Origin of the sequence: Limnobacter sp. SAORIC-690 (genome assembly GCF_002954425.1) — a bacterium.
In the GTDB taxonomy this organism is placed as follows: domain Bacteria; phylum Pseudomonadota; class Gammaproteobacteria; order Burkholderiales; family Burkholderiaceae_B; genus Limnobacter; species Limnobacter profundi.
Genome location: NZ_MQVZ01000001.1, coordinates 1,876,342 through 1,894,463 on the forward strand (window position 1 = coordinate 1,876,342; position 18,122 = coordinate 1,894,463).

The 18,122-nt window shown below is 53.1% G+C and carries 15 protein-coding genes and 1 pseudogene; 4 read left to right on the top strand and 12 right to left on the bottom strand.

All coding sequences use genetic code 11. The features are described from left to right. Positions 1-81: 81 nt before the first annotated feature. Together BSZ31_RS08990 and BSZ31_RS08995 are read left to right on the top strand one after the other, a co-directional pair. Positions 82-1,650 (top strand): ATP-binding protein, encoded by a 1,569-nt coding sequence (locus BSZ31_RS08990; protein ID WP_168426914.1) that lies wholly within the window; start codon positions 82-84, stop codon positions 1,648-1,650. Between the two features lie 42 nt (positions 1,651-1,692). Next, positions 1,693-2,547 carry a MurR/RpiR family transcriptional regulator gene (locus BSZ31_RS08995; protein ID WP_105028460.1) on the top strand — a complete coding sequence of 285 codons (855 nt, stop codon included), beginning with the start codon at positions 1,693-1,695 and terminating at the stop codon, positions 2,545-2,547. Here the strand turns inward: BSZ31_RS08995 and BSZ31_RS09000 are convergent. From BSZ31_RS09000 to BSZ31_RS09030, 6 genes and pseudogenes are all read right to left on the bottom strand, one after another. Next, a complete protein-coding gene (locus tag BSZ31_RS09000) occupies positions 2,535-3,431 on the bottom strand; it encodes an SMP-30/gluconolactonase/LRE family protein (RefSeq protein WP_105028461.1) in 897 nt (298 codons plus the stop codon). The two genes, BSZ31_RS08995 and BSZ31_RS09000, sit on opposite strands and share 13 nt — an antisense overlap. Then, on the bottom strand, positions 3,428-4,975 hold the full coding sequence (locus BSZ31_RS09005; protein WP_105028462.1) for a glucose-6-phosphate isomerase: 1,548 nt from the start codon (positions 4,973-4,975) through the stop codon (positions 3,428-3,430). The genes BSZ31_RS09000 and BSZ31_RS09005 overlap by 4 nt, the downstream gene beginning before the upstream one ends. 95 nt (positions 4,976-5,070) lie before the next feature. Next, the gene (locus BSZ31_RS09010; protein ID WP_105028463.1) at positions 5,071-5,484 is read right to left on the bottom strand and encodes a biopolymer transporter ExbD; all 414 of its coding nucleotides are present in this window, start codon (positions 5,482-5,484) and stop codon (positions 5,071-5,073) included. A 3-nt stretch (positions 5,485-5,487) separates the two neighbouring features. Next, positions 5,488-6,207, bottom strand: coding sequence for a MotA/TolQ/ExbB proton channel family protein (locus BSZ31_RS09015; protein ID WP_105028464.1), 720 nt, complete (start codon positions 6,205-6,207; stop codon positions 5,488-5,490). A 30-nt stretch (positions 6,208-6,237) separates the two neighbouring features. Then, positions 6,238-6,954, bottom strand: a complete 717-nt coding sequence (locus BSZ31_RS17685) for an energy transducer TonB (protein ID WP_105028465.1) — start codon at positions 6,952-6,954, stop codon at positions 6,238-6,240. Between the two features lie 113 nt (positions 6,955-7,067). Next, positions 7,068-9,261: pseudogene (locus BSZ31_RS09030) on the bottom strand (TonB-dependent siderophore receptor). Positions 9,262-9,565: 304 nt separating this feature from the next. Here BSZ31_RS09030 and bfr point away from each other — a divergent pair. Together bfr and BSZ31_RS09040 are read left to right on the top strand one after the other, a co-directional pair. Then, the gene (gene bfr, locus BSZ31_RS09035; protein WP_105028468.1) at positions 9,566-10,042 is read left to right on the top strand and encodes a bacterioferritin; all 477 of its coding nucleotides are present in this window, start codon (positions 9,566-9,568) and stop codon (positions 10,040-10,042) included. Between the two features lie 99 nt (positions 10,043-10,141). After that, positions 10,142-10,342, top strand: a complete 201-nt coding sequence (locus tag BSZ31_RS09040; RefSeq protein WP_008251330.1) for a bacterioferritin-associated ferredoxin — start codon at positions 10,142-10,144, stop codon at positions 10,340-10,342. A 35-nt stretch (positions 10,343-10,377) separates the two neighbouring features. Here the strand turns inward: BSZ31_RS09040 and BSZ31_RS09045 are convergent, their stop codons facing one another. The 6 genes from BSZ31_RS09045 to BSZ31_RS09070 all read right to left on the bottom strand — a co-directional run bounded on the left by BSZ31_RS09045 (position 10,378) and on the right by BSZ31_RS09070 (position 18,122). Then, positions 10,378-11,127, bottom strand: a complete 750-nt coding sequence (locus tag BSZ31_RS09045) for a hypothetical protein (protein ID WP_105028470.1) — start codon at positions 11,125-11,127, stop codon at positions 10,378-10,380. A gap of 61 nt (positions 11,128-11,188) precedes the next feature. Next, complete coding sequence (locus BSZ31_RS09050) at positions 11,189-12,364, bottom strand: type III PLP-dependent enzyme (protein ID WP_105028471.1); 1,176 nt, start codon at positions 12,362-12,364, stop codon at positions 11,189-11,191. Then, complete coding sequence (locus tag BSZ31_RS09055) at positions 12,333-14,099, bottom strand: IucA/IucC family siderophore biosynthesis protein (protein WP_105028472.1); 1,767 nt, start codon at positions 14,097-14,099, stop codon at positions 12,333-12,335. Before BSZ31_RS09055 ends, BSZ31_RS09050 begins: the two co-directional genes overlap by 32 nt. Continuing rightward, a complete protein-coding gene (locus BSZ31_RS09060) occupies positions 14,045-15,265 on the bottom strand; it encodes an MFS transporter (RefSeq protein WP_168426916.1) in 1,221 nt (406 codons plus the stop codon). The genes BSZ31_RS09055 and BSZ31_RS09060 overlap by 55 nt, the downstream gene beginning before the upstream one ends. After that, complete coding sequence (locus tag BSZ31_RS09065; RefSeq protein ID WP_105028474.1) at positions 15,262-16,968, bottom strand: IucA/IucC family protein; 1,707 nt, start codon at positions 16,966-16,968, stop codon at positions 15,262-15,264. Before BSZ31_RS09065 ends, BSZ31_RS09060 begins: the two co-directional genes overlap by 4 nt. After that, positions 16,965-18,122, bottom strand: a complete 1,158-nt coding sequence (locus tag BSZ31_RS09070; RefSeq protein WP_105029818.1) for an ATP-grasp domain-containing protein — start codon at positions 18,120-18,122, stop codon at positions 16,965-16,967. The genes BSZ31_RS09065 and BSZ31_RS09070 overlap by 4 nt, the downstream gene beginning before the upstream one ends.

Sequence of the window (18,122 nt, forward strand, 5' to 3'; positions counted from 1 at the left end):
GGCTTTACCACGGTAATGCCTCCTTGTTTTTTTTCGGACTCGGGCAAACTGCTTGTATCGAATCCAGTGACCCCATTCCCTTTGAACTCTGAACAAATAACTCCCGATGTGTTGGAGCACAGCCCTGTTGGCCTGATGCAGGTTGATCACACAGGGAGAATCCTCTCCCTGAATTCCTATTGCGCCGATATTTTCGGTTACTCCGTAGCAGAATTGCTGGATCAGCCCTTTGAAATATTGCTGCCGCCAGATTTGAGAACCGATCACTCAGGCCTGTTCAGTGAATTTATGCAGTCGTCTACAGGGCGCATGATGGGGCAGGGCACCGGGCAAAAATACTTTCCCGCCCATCACAAAGGGGGCCATGAAATTGCCGTACAAATTGGTTTGAATGTGAATCGAAAAGGTGCAAGGCCTGTGGTGATTCTGGCCATTGTGGACGTGACTGACAAAGCCAGGTTATTGAATGAACTCAAGCATGGCAACGAGCGCCTTCGTCACAAAACCAAAGAACTGATGCAAGTGGTGCGCCAGCAGAACCACTTTTTGAATGTGGTTAGCCACGAGCTGCGCACCCCTTTGAACAATTCTCTTGAAATGTTGAACCAGTTGTCGGCCACACAACTGGATGAGAACCAGGCTGAGTTGTTTCAAGACCTGGACAAAGCCAATATTGATGTCACCCGCAGCGTAAAAATGTTGATGGATTACGCCGACAGTATGTTGGGCGAGTTGCAACTGGAAGAGGAGGAATTTGACTTGCGCGCGCTTTGGCTGGACCGCTTGAGACTTGTGCAGCGTGCGCACCCCGGTCAAATCCACTTGCTGCAATTGAGTGAGGAATTCGATTTTGACCCTTTGGTGCTGGGCGACAAAATGCGCATTGGTCGAATGATGCATGGTTTGATCGACAACGCCATGAAGTTTTCTGATGCCCACCAGATCAAGGTGCACATTGCCTTCAAAGCGGAGCCCCAGGCTCAACTGTTCTTTGAGGTCAGCGATGATGGAATTGGTATGGCCGATTCATTGATTCAATCGATAGGCCAACCTTTTGCCAATCAATCGGTGCGCCGCACCCGTGGGGGCGGTGGCATGGGGGTGGGTTTTTACCTGACCAACAAATATCTTGAAATGATGGGCGGGCAGTTTTCACTGACAAGCCGGGAGGGCGAAGGCACATGCAGCAGTATTCAACTGCCACTTAAGTTGATGGGCCGTGCCAGCGCACAAGCGATGTCTGCCGACAGTGCAGGGGGTGATTTGCCTTTGAGTAATTTGCGGCTTTTGCTGGTGGAAGACGACCCCACTGTGGCGAAAATCAATGCCATTCGACTTCGCAAACTGGGTGCCCATGTGGTGGTGGCTGGCAATGGTCAAGTGGCCGTTGAAATGCTTCAGGACAAAAGCGTGAACATTGCCGCAATCTTGATGGACTTGCACATGCCGGTGATGGATGGGTTCAGTGCAACGCGCCACATTCGGGACATGGTTGAGTATGTAAAAATTCCAATTGTGGCGGTTACTGCGGGTTCGCGTTTGGCTGAATATGCACGTGCCATGGCAGCAGGCATTGATGCCTTTTATTCCAAACCCTTTGAGCCCAATGTATTGATTCAATACTTCAAGGCGCGTGGTGTGATTCGCTAGTACAATGTAATTTTATTACTTCGGGTTTAACCCGGCATGTGCATGAATTTACTTGATCGAATCCGCATGGAGCTGGACCAGTTTTCCAGTGCTGAACAGGCAGTGGCACAGTTGGTGTTGAAAGACCCCAGTGGTTTTCAAAAAATGCCTGTGACTGAACTGGCCAAACGTGCAGGTGTCAGTAGCCCGTCGGTGGTGCGGTTTTGCCGCTCGCTGGGTTACGAGGGCTTAAGTGATTTCAAGTTGAAATTAGCCGCCAGTTTGAATGCAGGTGTGCCATTCATTCACCAGTCGGTGAAAGCTGGCGACAACGGTGAAACCCTGATTCAAAAAGTACTCGACAACGCCATTCACACTCTGCGCACTTTCCGAAATACAGCCCCAGCCAAACCCATCGACAAAGCCACGCAACTACTTGCAAAAACAATTGCCAAAAAAGGCCGGCTTGTTTTCTATGGGGTGGGCAATTCAGGTTTTGTGGCGCTAGATGCTGAGCACAAGTTTTTTCGAATGGGTTGCACAGCGCATGCTTACTCCGATGGGCATTTGCAAATTATGGCTGCATCCATGTTGAACAAGGGCGATTGTCTCATCATCATTTCAAATTCGGGCCGCAGTCAGGATTTGCTGGATGCCACGCAAATTGCACGTGCCGCCGGGGTAAGTACGATTGCAATTACGGCGTCGGGTTCGCCTTTGGCACAGGCAGTGCAGGTGCATATTCCAGCCGATCACGGTGAGTACTATGAGCAGTACAGCCCCATGGTGTCGCGTTTGTTGCACCTGTGCGTGGTGGATGTGCTGGCCACGCAAGTGGCCTTGCAACTGGGCGATTCAGTTCAGAAAAACATGGCACGCTTAAAGAAAAACCTGATCGATAGCCGTTACACCAAATAAGTCGGATTGGCGAAATTTTCTGACAATGCTTCGAAGCCTGTTTCACAGGCAATCAGGCTAGTGTTTTCGAAACCTGGCTTATTGGTAAATTTCTCGTCGGCCTGGGCTGAGCACACCAGCAACACATTTCCCTGTGCACCGCCAAAGCAGGGCATGGTGGGCTTGGCCAAGGGCAGCTCAATGCTTTCAATGTATTCGCCGCGTTCGCTAAAGCGGTCCAGTCGGTAACCCTCCAGAATGGCAACCCAGTAGCTGCCATCGGCAGAAAAGCAAGCGCCATCGGGTCGTGCTGTTCCTTCGGAATATTGTTTGATCAATTGCCGATTGCCCAATGCACCAGTTTCAAGCTCGTAATCAAATCGCCAAATGCATTTGTGCCGTGTGTCGCTCAGAAAAACCGAGTCCCCCTGGGGCGAAAAGGCAAGACCATTGCCCACGATCAAATCGTTTATCTTCGGCTTGGCTTGTCCCGCCTCAATGCAATACAGGGCGGCAGTGGCCGGGCTGCGGGCATCCACCAGTGTGGATATCCAGATTCGGCCGGCTCGGTCGGCGCGGCCGTCGTTGAAACGATGTTTGCTTGAATCGTAAGGAGCATTCAATTTCAGGGTGCAGGTGTCGCCCTCAATCAGCCAGCCACCTTGTCTGCCCAGTGCCACCCAAGTGTTTTTAGTCTCTGTGGGCAGCACACAGCCTATTTCATCGGGCAAATGCAAGGTATTCAATAACGTGGTGTTGTCCAATGCTGTGTTCAGCACATCGCTTTGATTCAAGCGGTACAGGGTGCGCGTGTTGATGTCCACCCAAGCCCATCCGCCATGCGCATACCGAGGACTTTCGGCCAAGCTGCAGGCAGGCAGTGGCAGGGCTTGCCAATTCATCATGTCGCTGAATTTTTCAGGAAATGGTTGATCAGGTGTGCGGTCACCGGGTTCTCTGCAGGGGCGTGGCCAGGTGGTACGCTCTGTTCCAGTTGCTCCGCAATGCCTTTGCCCAATTCAACCCCCCATTGATCAAATGGATTGATGTTCTGCATGGCGGCCAACGCTGCGGTGCGGTGTTCCCAAAGGCACAACAGTGCGCCAAGCGAGTAGGGTGTCAGCGAATCGAGAAACACCATTTGAACTGGACGGTGTCCAGGACACGATTTGAAATTGGTGGCGGTGTTGTTGAGCTCCTCGGGTGAGTTTAAACGACCCACCGAGAATGCTTCAGACTGCGCCAAGGCATGCGAGAGCAACACTTGGTGCGACTGGACTTCATCATGATCGGGTTGCACCACTGCGATCAATTCAACCGAACTGGCAATTTTGCTTTGGTGCAGCATCTGGAAAAAAGCATGTTGCCCATTGGTGCCCACATCGCCCCACAAAATCGGGCAGGCGGGCTTGTCGAGCAACTCGCCTTGGTTGTTCACGCCTTTGCCCAGCGATTCCATCCACAGTTGTTGCAGGTAGGGCACCAGTTGGCTCAGGCGGGAATCGTAGGGGCTTAACATCAGCGAGGCGGCACCGTGTTCCAGGTTGTACAGGTCGCTTAGCGCAAGAAGTGTGGGAATGCACTGGCTGGCTTTGCTTTGTAATACATGACCGTCCATCAAGGCAGCGCCTTCAAGCAGTTCATTGAACACCGGGTTGCCGTGCACCATGCGCACACCAATCGATACGGGGCCCCACAGTGAATATCTGCCGCCCACTGTTTCACTGAATTCAAACACCCGTTCCGCTGCCACGCCCAACTCGATGGCTTTGTTGGGTTTGCAGGTCGCGGCCACCAGCGCCTTGGGTCGGTACGCTGGCCCCGCAGCATCCAGCCACTTGAAAATATGCTGTGCGTTGTGCAAGGTTTCACGGGTTGAAAATGATTTGCTGGCAATTACGACCAAAGTGGTTTTCGGGTTCAGGGCCGCCAGTGCGGCTTTCATTTCATGAAAATCCACATTGGCGGCAAACCGAATTTTCAATGCGGGTGCTGCGCCCAAATCCAGTTTGCTGAACACGTCATTCAACAGCCGGGGGCCGAGGTCTGATCCACCAATGCCCAAATGCAACACGCTGTCGTAGTGTTCTCCGTCGGGAGTGGTATAGCGGCCAGAGCGCACCTGGTCAACAAAGCTTTCCATGTGTTGTTGCACTTGCCTGGTCAGCGCCAACTCATCACGACCATTCACCACCAGCGAAACTGGTGAATGATAGGCCTGCATGTTGCTGGCTGCACGCAAGGCCCAATGGCCTGCAGGCCGGTTTTCCGTGCCGTTGACCACCTCGCCACTGAACATGCGGCGAAGGAAGGTGGACAAATGCTGATGTGCCTGCGTTTTTTCAAAGTTCAACACATGGCTGGTGCTGTAAAGTTGCCGATCCAGATTGATGTGAACAGGGCCGACACTGCGGGAAAGATAACCGGGGTTCAAGGCGGATGTGTTCATGACTATGGCAATAAAAAAAGGCGTTGAATAATCGCTTCAACGCCCAGTTTCGCATGACTTCAAGAAAGTGTGTTTACTCTGCCCACAAATTTGAATCAGGGTGTGTTTTGGGGTTCAGTCATGAATCCAAGTTTCTCGACGCCCGAGCGTTGTGCCGCGGCCATCACTTGCACCACTTTTTCGTACTCCACTGCTTTGTCGCCCTGAATGCGCAACTCAGGCTGTTTCTCTTGCTGCGCCACAGCCTGCAAGCGAAGCTCCAGGTTTTCAAAAGTCAGTGCCTCGTCATTCCACATCAGGCTGCCGTCGCGTTGCACGGTGAGTGTGACCACATCGGGTTTCACCTCCGTGGGTTGCTGGCTGGCCTGCGGCAAATCAACTTTCACCGAATGCGTAATCACCGGCACGGTGATGATGAAAATAATCAGCAGCACCAACATTACGTCCACCAGCGGCGTCATGTTGATTTCACTCATCTCTTGCTGATCGTCGTAAGAATTGAACGACATGGCTTACGCCTCCTTTTTCAAGGGCATGGTGCGTACGGCAGAGTCTTTTTGCATGGGTGACCCGGTCAGGAAGTAGGCATGCAACTGGCGCGCAAATCGGTTCAACTTGCTCAGCAAGCCTTTGTTGGCCCGGGTCAGTGCGTTGTAGCCCAGCACCGCTGGAATGGCCACGGCAAGGCCGAATGCAGTCATGATCAGGGCCTCGCCCACGGGGCCAGCCACTTTGTCGATGCTGGCCTGGCCGGACACACCAATGGCCACGAGCGCATGGTAAATGCCCCACACCGTACCGAACAGGCCAACAAACGGGGCTGTGGAACCCACGGAAGCCAAAATAGACAGACCGGATTGCAGCTTTTCGGCTGCTTCATCCATGGCGCCGCGCAGCGCTTCGCTGAGCCAGTCGGCCAGGCTGATTTGCCCGTGCAGGTCGTCTTTGTTCGTGCTGTGATGGTTTACTGCGGCTTGGCCTTCAATGGCCATGTGGTGAAACGGGTTGCCGGTGTCCTTTCCCAAAACCTGAAGACCTTCGGCAAAGCTGTGGGTGTGCCAGAACTTGTCCACGGTGCCCACATTCTTGCGCAGGCGATACAGGCGAATACTGCGGGTGATGATGACGTACCAGGACGCGATCGACATGATCAACAGAAGCAGTGCCACGCTTTTGATGACCCAGTCACCTTGGGCCCACATCGCGGCCATACCGTAAGGGTTGTTTTCCATTTCAATAAACCTCGCTTAAATTCAATGTTCTCAGTTATTCAATACAAAAGAAACCGGTTGCACGTACCAAAACGGAATTGGCTTGTCGCCACGTTTGGCAGGCACGTACTTCCAGGTTTTCACAGCCTGAAGGGCTGCGTTGTCCAGTCGCGGAAATCCGCTTGACCGGTTCAGTTTGATTTCACCCACACTACCGTCAGGGAGAATGTACACATCCAGCATCACCCGCCCTTGCTCGCCCAATCGGCGTGACAGTGCCGGGTATTGCGGCGCCGGGTTGTTCAGGTGCGCGGCGTCCGTGCGTGGCGGCGTTACAGGTGCTGGCGCCTCGGGTGCTGGCGTGGCCTGTTGAACGGGCGCAGATGGCGGCGCAGGTGGAGTTGGGGCCGCTTGCTGTACCGGTTCCTGCGCCACTTCACGCACGGGCTCAGGCTTTGGTGTTGGCTTGGGCGTCGGTTTGGCGACAGGCTTTGGTGTGGGTACGGGTTTTGGTTCCGGCTTGGGCGGAGGTGGTACAGGCTTGGGTGGCGGTGGTGCAGGCTCTGGTTCAGGCGCCACCAATACACCCACCACGCTGGGTGGCGTAATGACTGGTTCACTGACGCTGAGTTGTTGCGCGGCCCAAACTAAACCCAGCAAGTGCAACAACACCACACCGGCGAAGGTGACGGCGTTGCTGATTGTTTGAGTGTTGTTGCTCAAAGGAGCACTCATTGGAACGGACATGGTGTTCAACGTTGTGTTCATTGAGTCAATTGCTTCGATCTTGCTTGCTGACTATTGAATCAGCAAGCAATTTTCATGCACTCCAATTTGTGAATGAGAATTAATATCAAAAAGAGTGTAGCAGATCTTCACGATTAAAATTCAACCGACAGGCTCACATTGACTGTTCTTGGTGTGCTGGTGCCCACGCGCACGGCACCGAATGAGTCGGTGGTGGTGCCAGCCTGTGCAAAGTTGTACTCTTCATCGGTGATATTTTTTAGGTTCAGCTGTACTTTCCACCCGTCCGCCTTGTAATACGCCAAGGCGTCCAGTTGCGCCCAGCCATCGTATTTGGCCCGGTTTTCTGTAGATACAAACGAACCGGTTTGGGCAAACACGCCAAGCCCCAGCCCCAAGCCCTTGTATTGGCCGCGCTGCACTTCATACACGCCGAACAAATTGCCAGAATGTTCGGGAATGCCGGGCAGGGCATTGCCTTCCTGGCCAGCCAAAGAAGGATCAACCGCCACGAGTTGGTTGTCCAGATAAGCGTAACCGGCAACCACGCGGAAAGAGTCATTCACCTTGCCGATTGCTTGAATGTCAAAGCCCAGGGTTTGGGTTTCGCCCAGGTTGGTGGACCATTGTTCCCCTGCTGGCAAACCAGACGACGCCGGGTCGGTAACGGCCACATCGGTTTTGCGCAAATCAAAAATTGCGGCGGTAATATCCAGCTGCTTGTTCAACAACTGTTTTTTGATACCCAATTCATACTGCTCGGTGCGTTCCGGGTCCAGCGGCGCGCCGCCAATGCCGTTGCCCGTTGCGGGGTTAAAGCCAGTGGCGGTGGTGGGGGTGAAGCCTTTGGCCCAACTGCCGTAATACGACAAGGTGTTGGTGGCCTTGTACACCAGCGAATCGGGGGGATACATCGTCGCTGTCCACATTGGCTTGGCGATCTTCAAATTGGGTGCTGCGCAAACCGGCCAGCAGGTTCCATTTCTCGCCAATTGAAATCAGGTCTTGAATCACTAAACCTTGTTGGCGCGCACTGCTTCCACCTTGGGTGAATGGGCCAACGACCACACCCCCAGGTGGAATGCCGCTGTATTGCCCGGTATTGACGTTGTAAGTAATTTGAGTGCCAGATGCAGAAATGGTGTTGTTCACAATGCGTTCATAGTCGCCTTGTAACAGGAATTTGTGGCCGATGGTTTGCCCAAACAATGTGCCGCCATCAAGTTGCCACTGATACTTCAGCACCATGCTGTCGCTTTCGCCCTGGCCACCCTGTTGCGAAGCACGAATGGCCACATCGCCATTGTCTGCAACCACTTGCATATTGGGGCCAAGTGCTCTCGGGCTGGAGTCAAACAGGGTTTTGTCGACGCGTGTGCGTGAATAGTTGGCAGTGATCGACGAGCCATTGTCGAAGAAGTGTTCGGCCAGCAGGGCAAATCGGTTGTAGTCGCTTTCGGTATTTTCGTTCCAGCCGGGAATGCCGTAGAACTGGGTGCCGTTCAGGCGACCGCTGTAGGAATAGCCCGTGGCATTGTTGCCGTCGAGTACCTGGCCACGGTCTTGGGTGTAAGTGTCGGTGATGTATTCGTATTGCGCTGTAACCAGTGTTTGTGGACTCAGCTTCCAGGTCAACGAAGGTGCCACAAGCTGTCGATCCCGGACCGTGAAGTCACGGTGACTACCGCTGTCTTCAGACGACACAATGAGTCGGTAGGCAAACGTATCGCTCAGTGGCCCGGTGAAATCGGCTTCTACGCGGTAATAGTCGTCGCTGCCCGCAATTACTTCGGCGGCCCGGTACTCGGTGAATTTTGGTTTTTTGGTGACATAGTTGATGACACCGCCTGGTTCGCCCTGACCATACAAAATTGATGCAGGGCCTTTCAAGATGTCGTAGCGCTCAATATTGGCGGTTTCTGTGGTGGCGATGTTGGTGGCGTTGAACACGTTGTTGATGCGTGCACCGTCTTTGTAAAGGGATTGGGACGCATCGAAACCGCGAATCGAGAATTTCTCCTCGCCACCATTGCCCTGTTTGAATTTGGTGACACCGGCTACGTTGCGCAATGCATCTTCAACGTTGTTAACTTGCTGGTCTTCCAGAATGTCGATGGGAATGCTGATGGTGGTCAGCGGTGTGCTCATCGGGTCCGCTTCGAAGCCCAAGGCCGTATTGGTGGTCGGTTCTTTGTAAACCCGCTCAAACCCGGTGACCTGCACTTCTTTAAGTGTAGTCGCCTCATTTTGTTGAGTACTTTGTGACCATGCAGCCGGGTGACAACCTACAGCTGCGCCAATCGCCACGACCAGCGCGCGTTTTTTCATGACAGCAATCCTTTGAGATAAAAGATGCACTGGCTTGCGGCGGCTGGCTGGTGCGGGAGGGTCTTTCCGAGCGAGGAAGGCCTACCGGTGAGGATGCCAACTGTTGCGAAGAAGGAGATTGAGCGGTAGACCCACGGCAATCTTACCCGGAAAGATAGAAACGAGAAGTGTTTTCATTATTATTTGGCTTTTCGATTTTGGCAAGTACTTTTTTAAGAAGCGCACCAGAAAAGGGTTTCGGCCCCCTTGGCCCGCGTTGTACACTGTGGATTGAGTTGATTTTTGAATGCAAGGGAGAGGAACAATGAAAGGTTCGAGCAAAGTAATTGCGGCACTGAATGCGCAATTGAAGAATGAATTGACTGCGATTAACCAGTATTTCCTGCATTCGCGCATTTTCGGCAATTGGGGCCTGGATGTACTGAAGAAAAAGGAATATGAGGAATCAATCGGTGAAATGAAGCACGCTGATTTGCTGATTGAACGCGTGTTGATGCTGGATGGCCTGCCCAATCTGCAAGACCTGGGCAAGTTGATGATTGGCGAAAATACACGCGAGATTCTGGAAAGCGACTTGAAAATGGAAAGCGCGGCTCAAGTGACGATCAAAGATGGCATCAAGGCGTCGGAAGACGAGCGCGATTATGTTTCTCGCGACATTCTGAAAGAAATTCTGGAAGACACCGAAGAACACATCGATTGGCTGGAAACCCAGCTGAGCCTGATTGACAGGGTAGGTTTGCAGAATTACGAGCAATCCATGATGGGTGTTTCAGAGTAAATGTTCTAACGATTTTCGAATTGTGTTGAAAAAATACTTGATTGTAGTAATGCGAATCATTATTATTACTTTCAAGTTCAACGCAATTTGAGGTCAACCGTGATCGTCTGCATTTGTGCCAACGTAAGCGACCGTACCATTTCTGAAGCCGTGCGAAGCGGTTGTGGTTCAGTGGACGACATCACCATGAAAACGGGCGCCTGCTCGGGCTGCGGCCAGTGCCGCATGCACTGCCAAAGTGAAATTGATGCGCACAACACGCTGATTCAAGTCAGTGAGATGAGCCAGCAAACGGTTTGATTTCCCAATTCAATCGCTTGGTTTAGTTTCCTACCTTAGCTCCCAAATTTCAAAATTCTCGCTGCTGCCCTGGCATGGCTGGGCTCACCCAATGCTTGTTCGGGGCTTGAGTTCCTTGATTCTGTAAATCGTCTTTTCGCAGCTTGCCGCGGCAACACGGTGCCTGCCTCGTGGCGAAACTGGTCGAAATAATCCAGCCAGGGTTGAACCTTTGAATTCGCTTGGGTTTGGCCTCCACATTGTTCTACGAATTCCTGATCGGTACGCCTGGCTTTGTAATCGGCCAGGCAGTCGGCCAACATGCCAACTTGTACCTCATGAATGGAATGCGGGTTGAATTGGTATTTTAGAAAACCCGGGGTGCTGGAGCAGACAATGTCTATTTTCAGGTTGGGTGCATTCTCGCGTGTCATGTGCAACACATGTGCGAAATTTGCGTCGCGTTTCAAATTCAGTTTGCCCAGTGTTTCTGGATTGGCCAGTTCTACTCGGCGAATTGCAGTGTCATTGACAACGACATCAAGATCATGGGGCAGGGGGAGTTTGCATGTGGCGTTGGGGTGTTCAAGTGCATGAAGGTGCATGGCGGCGCTACCTACAAGGGTGTAGTTGCCGCGACCGCCTAGCAGGGTGTCGAGGGCATGAACCAGTTTGCTCGCGTTGACGCCGGGGAGTGCGGATTCAAGGGCTGAGGCAATCTGGATGGGTAGGGTTTGGTTTGTTTGATTACGATCTGGTGAGGAATGATGGGACTGAGTACGACCAATGGCTGATGAAGGGTTCATTTTGATGAAGTGCTTTGGGTTAATCGAAGTAGGTAGCCTTCTCAGCCCAAGAGTTCAACTCTCAATCGAGATAGATAGTTTCTGGCGCAGCATGCATCAAAAAATTTTGATGTGAGATATTCCATGCATAAGCCCCCGCAAGCGTAAACACCAGATAATCTCCGAGAGCCAATTCCTGAACAGGCAGTTGCTGGTGCAGGCGGTCTTTGGGTGTGCACAGCTGCCCCACGATATTCACCGTTGAATTGCGTACAACCCCAGCCTGTCCGTTGCGGTGCACCCAAACCGGGTGGTTGTGGTTTTGTGCCGCAGGGGTCCGAAAGTGGTGTGTGCCGCCCTTTCCAATTGCAAACCACTGCCCGTGACTTTGTTTCAGGTCGATCACTTCCATCACGTAGTAGCCACAAAATGCGCTCACGTAGCGGCCACACTCAAACCGGATTTGCCGTGTTTGCATGTCGTGCTGCCTGATCAATTGATCAAGCCCTTGGCAAAATTCTGGCCAGTCGAACTGTTCATCCACGCACTGATAGTTCACACCAATCCCGCCGCCCACATTGATCACCTTGCAGCGAATGTGCCATTGCGATTCCCATTGCCGGGTGATTTCGAAGTACCGTGTAATCAGTTTCAGGTGATTTTCGACTGACAACTGGTGTGACATGGAATGAAAATGAAATCCTTCAAATTCAAGTTGTGCCGATTCCCGAAGTAATACCAGCGCTGTGCCAAGGTCGCAGGGGTCGAGCCCAAAAGGCGTAGCCTGCCCCCCCATTTGAAGTTTGCTGCTTGCTATTCCTTCCAGCGTAATATTCATGCGTAACATGATTGTTTGGGTTTGACCCGTGTGGGCGCAAAGCAATGCAAGGCGCTTCAGTTCGGTCAGGCTTTCCACATGAATGCAGGCTACTTGTTGGCGTAGCGCCTGTTGCAAATCGTCGGTGGTTTTGCCCGGTCCGCCGAAAATCAGGGGTTTGCCGAAGTGCTGTTCACTCAAGTGGGCCAATTCGCCCGCAGAGGCAGCTTCAAAGCCATCCACGTGTGGTGCGAGTGTTTCAAGTAGCCGTATATCGGGGTTGGCTTTGGCAGCGTAATACAGCTCGCAATTGCGGGGCAGGTGCCGTTTCATGTGTTGTGCATGTGCTGCCAGCGCTGGCAAGTCGTACACATAGGCACACCAGGGTTGTGTGCTGGAATTGGCCTGTTTAGTAAGCAGTGTGTTCAGTGTGTTTGTCATGTTGCGCAATCAGTGGGTGTGAAAGGAATGTGTAGTCGGAAAGGCGATCGGCCTTTTTGAACAAACGTGTTTTGAGGTTGTTTTTCGATGCCAGTGCCTGGCCTTGCAACAAACCGGAAAGCTCCTGTGGTGTACCCAGCGCATGGCTGGTTTTTTGAAGCAAGGCGGCCAGCATTGCCCATACCCTTTGTTCCAGCCCCGGCGTGTGTTGGCAGGCGTGAAAAATCATCTCGGCAATGTTGTTGACCAACAGGCAATAGCTGACCCTTTTCCAGCCTTGGTCTTCGGAATAATGCACCGAGGCAATGGCGCGTTCCGAGAGGCTTTGCAGGCGATCAGAAGGCCAGTGTTGTGGAATCAGTTTGGTGCCTTCCAGGTCTCGGATCCACACGCGCACGGGCAAACCGTTTTCCTGTGCCAGCACGGTGTTCTGCAAATGCGGTTCAAGCACCACACCGTGCTTGAACAACAGGGTCAGGGTGCCGGGCACCAGCAGATTGAAATAGCTTTGCAGCCAGTTCAGTGTGAATTCAGTTTTTTGCAAATCATGTTGTTCGGCGTGTTCGCAAAGCAATTGCGCCAGTTGGCTTTGGCCAACCGTGTCCCATGAAGCAAGCGTGCCTGCCATGTGAATGTTGGTGTGCTGGCTTTGAAGTTGTTCCCTGAAAATGATGCCGAAACTTTCTTGCAGGCTTAAGATTTCTTCGCTGCCGGCAGTTGTGCAAGCCTGTGACAAGTCTAGTGTGCAAGCCGCTGGTTCACGCAACATCCGAAAACCGGGGTGTGCATGCTCAACATGTTCAAAGGTGTGTGCAAGCAGCTCGGTCATGCCCACCGCGCTTTCAAGTTCATACCATGCGTTTTTGCGAATGCAATTGGTGAGCCGAACATGAATGGAGCATTTCAAAAATACATCCAGTTCAGGGTGGTACAAAGTGCGCACGGATGAAGTAGGCCACACCACTTTGCCCAAGGGGCCAAGGTGGCGAATCAGATTATTCTGGCTTGCTTGTTGATAAATTCTGGAGTTCACAACAAGGTTCACTTCCCAGGGGTGACAGGGGTACAGGCCAGCGCGCCCAGTCAGGGTTTCAGACACTTTGTTGATCACAGGGTTGCCAAGTTCTTTCAGCAAAACCGGATCAATTTCAAACCAGTGCAACTGGAAGGCAGCACCCACTTCGGGTGAGCATTGCAGCAGTTGATCAGGCTCTACGCCTGATCGGCTTTTCGGGCTGGGGTGAAATGGATGGCCCCACAGCAACGATTGTTCTGTGTGTTGCAGGGCGTTGATGTAGGGCACGTTTGCGTGTGCCAAAAACCGTTGCATGTTGTGCAGGCTGTTGTGTATTTGGGCTTGCAATTCAATGTTGGGTTCGGTTTTCGTGAGCATGGCCATGTGGTTAAGCAGGGCTTCAATGGCAGCATGGGTGCCCAGTACTTGCCAGGGTTTTCCCATGGGTTTTCCGAACAGTTTGGATCCCAGTTTGATCTGGTTCAGTGCGCCCCGGGCTTGCACTTTGAAGGCGATTTTTAGAAGTGGGTAAGCCATGCGAATTCTCACGGTTTCACCTTCCAGCAGATCGCTTTGCAAGGCTTTGGGCAGATCGCCTTGTGCTTTCCAGTCGACCAATTGTTGCGGCACTGCGAATTCACGCAAATAGCAATTCAGAAGATGGTTCAGGCTGTGGTGTTCGGCTTGGTGTCGCTGAATTCGTTGTTCAAATGTGGGCATGGGTTTGATCCTGTTTTTTGAATGTGGTGAACAAGTGGCATGGCTGCAAGGCTGGCCACTGCGGAAAGTAGAAAAGGCCAAGCAAGGTTTAAGTGGTTAACTGCAAAACCGGCTGCAATACCCGCGGCCACGCCAGCCAGTTTCCCCACGCTGTCGAGCGAACCAAACCAGGTGCCAGCACGTGCCGCCTGAAACGACTTTGCCACCAGTTGGTGAGTGCCGTGATAGCCCAACCAAATACCCATGCCAAACAGAACACGCGCCGCTGCAAGGGCCAGACCGCTGTTGAATTGCCACTGCATGCACGCTGCAATGGCAAGGGCCAGCATGCTGAGGTGGCAATTGAAAGCCCAGTTTGGCAGGCGCTTTTTCAAGAGCGGTTGAAGAAACAAGTAAACAAGGTGGGGCAGCACGTACAGAAGGGCAATGGCAGTGGTGCTTGCAACGCCAGGGGTTGCATAGGGCAGGAAGTACGGAAAGGTGACCACCATGGCAAAGCAGAACAGGGCTTGCAAGCTGCACACCGCAAGGGCCGATGCATATTGCACAGGGGTGGCTGTGTTGGTGGATGTGGTAACTGAGTGCGTACTTGAAGCTGCTTTCGATGCATGCGATGGCTGTGAATCTTTGGGCAGTGTGCAGGCATACAAGGCACCCAGCATGGGCAGGCTTGCCAACACAATGTACAGCTGTTGCAGTTTGCAGTATTGAATGCCCACAGCCAGCACCAAAGGCGCGGTAACCAGCGCCATGCGCGCGCTGAATTGTGTCCAGTTCAAAGTGTTGGACAGCGCTTCACGCGGCATGGTGGTGGCCAGGTAGGAATTTGCTGCAGCCAATGTGCCGCCCATCAAGCCTTGCAGGGTTAATGCCATGACCAGTTCCGCCACTGAACTTGAAACACCGACCCACACGAACGCGATGGACAAACCCGCCAGCGCGCGGATCAGCGAGAAGCGCCTGCCGAAACGATCAGCCACTTTGCCCCACAACGGACCGCTGAGTGCAGTCAACAGTGTGGGCCAAGCAAACACAAAGCCGATCCAGGGGCTGTTCGGCGCTAGCCCCAAATCAGTGAACAGAACGGGCAGGTACAGGGGCATGCCCAGCACGGTGAACGCGGCCAGAAAATGGCAGGCCAGTACGGCAATCAGCACACGGTTCATGATAGATCTCGAAGGGGGTTGGGGCCGGTCATGCCGTAAAACTTGTTGACGTCGCTGGCACCGCATTCTTGTTTGCTCAACAGGCTTGCACTTTGCAGCAGGTACTTCACAGGGTGCATGCGTGCGCACAGCAACAGTTCGTTGGCCAGGTCGATGTCGCACCCCTCTTTGCGCAGGCTGTGCAAGGTGTGTTCGATGGCCCTGCGCAAGGTAAGCAAAGCCTGTTGGCGATTTAGTGCACCGCTTTGCGCAAGCCCATCGAGTACAGCAAGCAAATTCAGCTGCAGGGTGATGGTGATGAACATGTGGGCCAGCGGTGCTTCGTCGTTCACCAGAATGCGGGCGTCTTGCAGCATGTGCACACTGTGCCCTTGGCTTGCCACAGTTGTTTCAAACCGTTGCGGCCACAGGCGTGCGGCGTCGTTGTCTTTCATCACCAGCGTTGGCGGCTGCCCGGGGCGCAATGACAATACCGAGTTTTGTTGGTTCGATTCCAGCGCAATGCCGTGTTGAATCCACAAACGCAGATGTACACCAATCATCAGTGTGCAGTAGCTGGTCCACCAGCTTTGCAAGTTTTGCCCATGTTGCTCGAGGTATTCAAGAATGTACGGTTTGCCACTGGGCATGGGGCTGCACAGTGTGGCCACGGTGGCCAGCGTTTCATCGGGCAGTTCGGGCGGGTATTGGCGGTGCAGAAAACCCGCAATATTCAGGTTTTTGTAGCAACCAGTGAATGATTCATCCACATGCCGGTACAAACCCTTGATCCCTTCGTTCGTTTGCTCAATCGACACAAGTGCGCGCGCAAACCAGTCACCGTCTTTCAGGGTGGATGGCTTGATGTAGCGAATATTTTTCTGGCCCAGCGTGGCAATCGGCATCGGCAGTTTGATGTGTGAAGCCGGGTGGTTCAGCGCAGCCACGGTGCGCACCGACAGCGTGGGTTTGACGGGCAAATAAGTGTGTGGTGCTTCAATGCTTTCCGGTATTTCCTGTGCAATTGCGGCGCGCATCATGGGGTGAACTGGCAGCAATGCGTGGCTGTTGGCAAGCGATTGTGGCAAACCCACTTGCGCCAGTGTTGGCCACCACGCAGGCTCTGTGCCGGTGCGTTCCAATTCGCTTGCGGGCACCGCAAACCAGGCCAACTCGAAAGTTGGGTTGAATTCCGGTGAGTAGGCTTTCAGCTCGCTGGTTTGCATGCCGAACTTTGCTCGCGCCGTAGGGTAATAAGGGTGGTCGAGAAAGCTGGCCATTTGATCGGCGTGCAACATGCGTTCTGCCCAATTGCGCAGGCCCACATAAAAGCCAAGCTGGTGCTGTTGTTCGGTGTAGGTTTGATCGCACAACATGGTTTGCTCAATCGCAGCCTGCACTTCCAGTTCATAGTTTTGATACAGGGCTTTTGCTTCACCAGGCAAACCTTGCGCCAGAAAACGGATCCATTGCCGTGCACCCTGTTGTTCAATCCATTGACCGTGTTGAAGTACCTCCCAATGTGGGTTGATTGCCCTGAGGGTTTGCATGCTGTGGCTTTCCTTCACTTCAATTCGGCAGGGTTCAGGCAGGTGTTCAAACACCAAAAACTTGTGGCCTTCGCTTGCTTCAATACGCCCCATGCTCAGTATGTTGCGAACGTTTTCCCGCAGGCAGGTGTTGATTAGCCGTAGCGCAATTCGTTGGTTGTGCAAAGTGCTCATTGAACGCTCCAGGGGTTGCGGTGCTGTATGTCAGTTCGAAGGCGTTGAAGTTCGCTGTCGGAATCCGCTTGATAAGTGAATACGCCAATGTAGTCCTTGTTGGAGTTGCTGATCTGGATGGTTTCGCCTTGCTGCTTAATGGCGCGGTACTGCACGGCTGCATTGTTTTCAATACGCGGTGCCACGCGCAAGGTGCCTGCATGTGGGGCAACCAGGTAATCGATTTGTGCAAATTTTGGCTTTACTTGCGGCACTTCAATTTCCTGCCCAAGGTGGGTTTGCAGAATGGATTTGAACCAGCCTTGCTCCACCAACTGATCAAGCAGGAATTCACGGTTGTCGCCAATGCTTCGATAATTGATTTCCACCAGCACCGGGCCGCGTGGCGTCACAACGAATTCGCTGTGGCACGCCCCAAGCCCCACACCAAACTGCGCAAGGGTGTATGCCATGTGGGCGCGCCATTGCACCGTATGCGGCCCATTCCATTGCGCTGCGGTTTCGACAAAGTAAGGTGGATTGGACAGGCTTACATCAAACCCGCCAATTGTGTGCAGCCGTTCGCCATCGCCCAGTGTTTCAAGGGTAATCAATGGGCCTTCCATGAATTCTTCCAGCAACACGCTTTGCGATTCATCCAGCTGCGCAAGGTGTTGTGCCAGTTGAGTAGGTGTGTCGATGCGAACCACATCTATTGATGCCACCCCTTGGGTGGGCTTAACCACCAGCGGGTATGGCCATTCGCTGTGAACTGCGTCGGTGCTGCGAATGGTTTGGCTCCAGATGGTGGGCAGGCGAAGCGATTCAAGCCGCTTTCGCATCCAGTGTTTGTTTTTGGCGTGGTAGCAAACCTTCGAGGGTTTGGCAGGCAGGCCCAGCAGTTCAGCCACCATGGCGGTGCAGGTTTGAAGGTGGTCGCTGTTGGAGAACACGGCGCTTGGTTCAATGTTCAGTGCGGCAATCAGGTCGATTACCCCGATTGGGTTGAACACATCGCATTCATGCACACGCACATCGGCAAGTGCTTGCTGGTGGGCGTGGCCGTGGTCGGTCAACACGATGACGTCGTGACCCAGTGATCGGGCTGCGGGAATGAATCCGTCGACTACTGCGTTGTTCAACACATGGGTCAGAAAAACTAGGGTGGGTTTCAA

Coding starts and splice junctions, on each gene's coding strand:
- BSZ31_RS08995 (WP_105028460.1), top strand. CDS start 1,693: ATGAATTTACTTGATCGAATCCGCATGGAGCTGGACCAGTTTTCCAGT.
- BSZ31_RS09000 (WP_105028461.1), bottom strand. CDS start 3,431: ATGATGAATTGGCAAGCCCTGCCACTGCCTGCCTGCAGCTTGGCCGAA.
- BSZ31_RS09005 (WP_105028462.1), bottom strand. CDS start 4,975: ATGAACACATCCGCCTTGAACCCCGGTTATCTTTCCCGCAGTGTCGGC.
- BSZ31_RS09010 (WP_105028463.1), bottom strand. CDS start 5,484: ATGTCGTTCAATTCTTACGACGATCAGCAAGAGATGAGTGAAATCAAC.
- BSZ31_RS09015 (WP_105028464.1), bottom strand. CDS start 6,207: ATGGAAAACAACCCTTACGGTATGGCCGCGATGTGGGCCCAAGGTGAC.
- BSZ31_RS17685 (WP_105028465.1), bottom strand. CDS start 6,954: ATGAACACAACGTTGAACACCATGTCCGTTCCAATGAGTGCTCCTTTG.
- bfr (WP_105028468.1), top strand. CDS start 9,566: ATGAAAGGTTCGAGCAAAGTAATTGCGGCACTGAATGCGCAATTGAAG.
- BSZ31_RS09045 (WP_105028470.1), bottom strand. CDS start 11,127: ATGAACCCTTCATCAGCCATTGGTCGTACTCAGTCCCATCATTCCTCA.
- BSZ31_RS09050 (WP_105028471.1), bottom strand. CDS start 12,364: ATGACAAACACACTGAACACACTGCTTACTAAACAGGCCAATTCCAGC.
- BSZ31_RS09055 (WP_105028472.1), bottom strand. CDS start 14,099: ATGCCCACATTTGAACAACGAATTCAGCGACACCAAGCCGAACACCAC.
- BSZ31_RS09060 (WP_168426916.1), bottom strand. CDS start 15,265: ATGAACCGTGTGCTGATTGCCGTACTGGCCTGCCATTTTCTGGCCGCG.
- BSZ31_RS09065 (WP_105028474.1), bottom strand. CDS start 16,968: ATGAGCACTTTGCACAACCAACGAATTGCGCTACGGCTAATCAACACC.